This window comes from Loigolactobacillus bifermentans DSM 20003 (assembly GCF_001434575.1).
Classification (GTDB): Bacteria; Bacillota; Bacilli; order Lactobacillales; family Lactobacillaceae; genus Loigolactobacillus; species Loigolactobacillus bifermentans.
Genome location: NZ_AZDA01000120.1, coordinates 1 through 596, shown reverse-complemented (window position 1 = coordinate 596; position 596 = coordinate 1). Strand labels below are relative to the sequence as shown.

The 596-nt window shown below is 48.0% G+C and carries 1 protein-coding gene; it reads left to right on the top strand.

All coding sequences use genetic code 11. The annotated features are described in order from the left end of the window. The coding region (locus FC07_RS12755; RefSeq protein WP_157050161.1) for a peptidase dimerization domain-containing protein at positions 1 to 596 on the top strand (596 nt) is incomplete at both ends.

The window sequence follows — 596 nt, the reverse complement described above, 5'->3', positions numbered from 1 at the left end:
TACGAAACAGACACTGAAATCGGTGGCCGTGGGACTTCTGACCAAGAAGGCGGGATCGCTTCAGCCGTTTACGGTGCTAAGATCATGAAAGACTTAGGCTTACTCAACGATGACTATACCGTCTTAGTTGCCGCAACCGTCCAAGAAGAAGACTGCGATGGCTTGAACTGGCATTATATCTTAAGCGAAGAAGACGTTAAGCCTGAATTCGTTGTTTCAACTGAACCAACTGATGGTGGGATCTATCGTGGCCAACGTGGCCGGATGGAAATCCGCGTTGACGTTAAAGGCCAATCTTGCCACGGTTCTGCACCAGAACGTGGTGACAACGCCATTTACAAGATGATGGACATTTTACAAGACGTGCGTCAATTAAACAACAACGGTGACACTGAAAGTACCGTTATCAGTGGCCTGGTTAAGATGTTAAACGAAAAGAACAACCCTGAATGGCAAGAAGCTCGCTTCTTAGGCCGTGGGACTGTGACACCTTCACAAATCTTCTATTCATCTCCTAGTCGTTGTGCCGTTGCCGATGGTTGCTCCGTTTCATTAGACCGTCGGATGACTGCTGGCGAAACTTGGGAAAGCTGCTT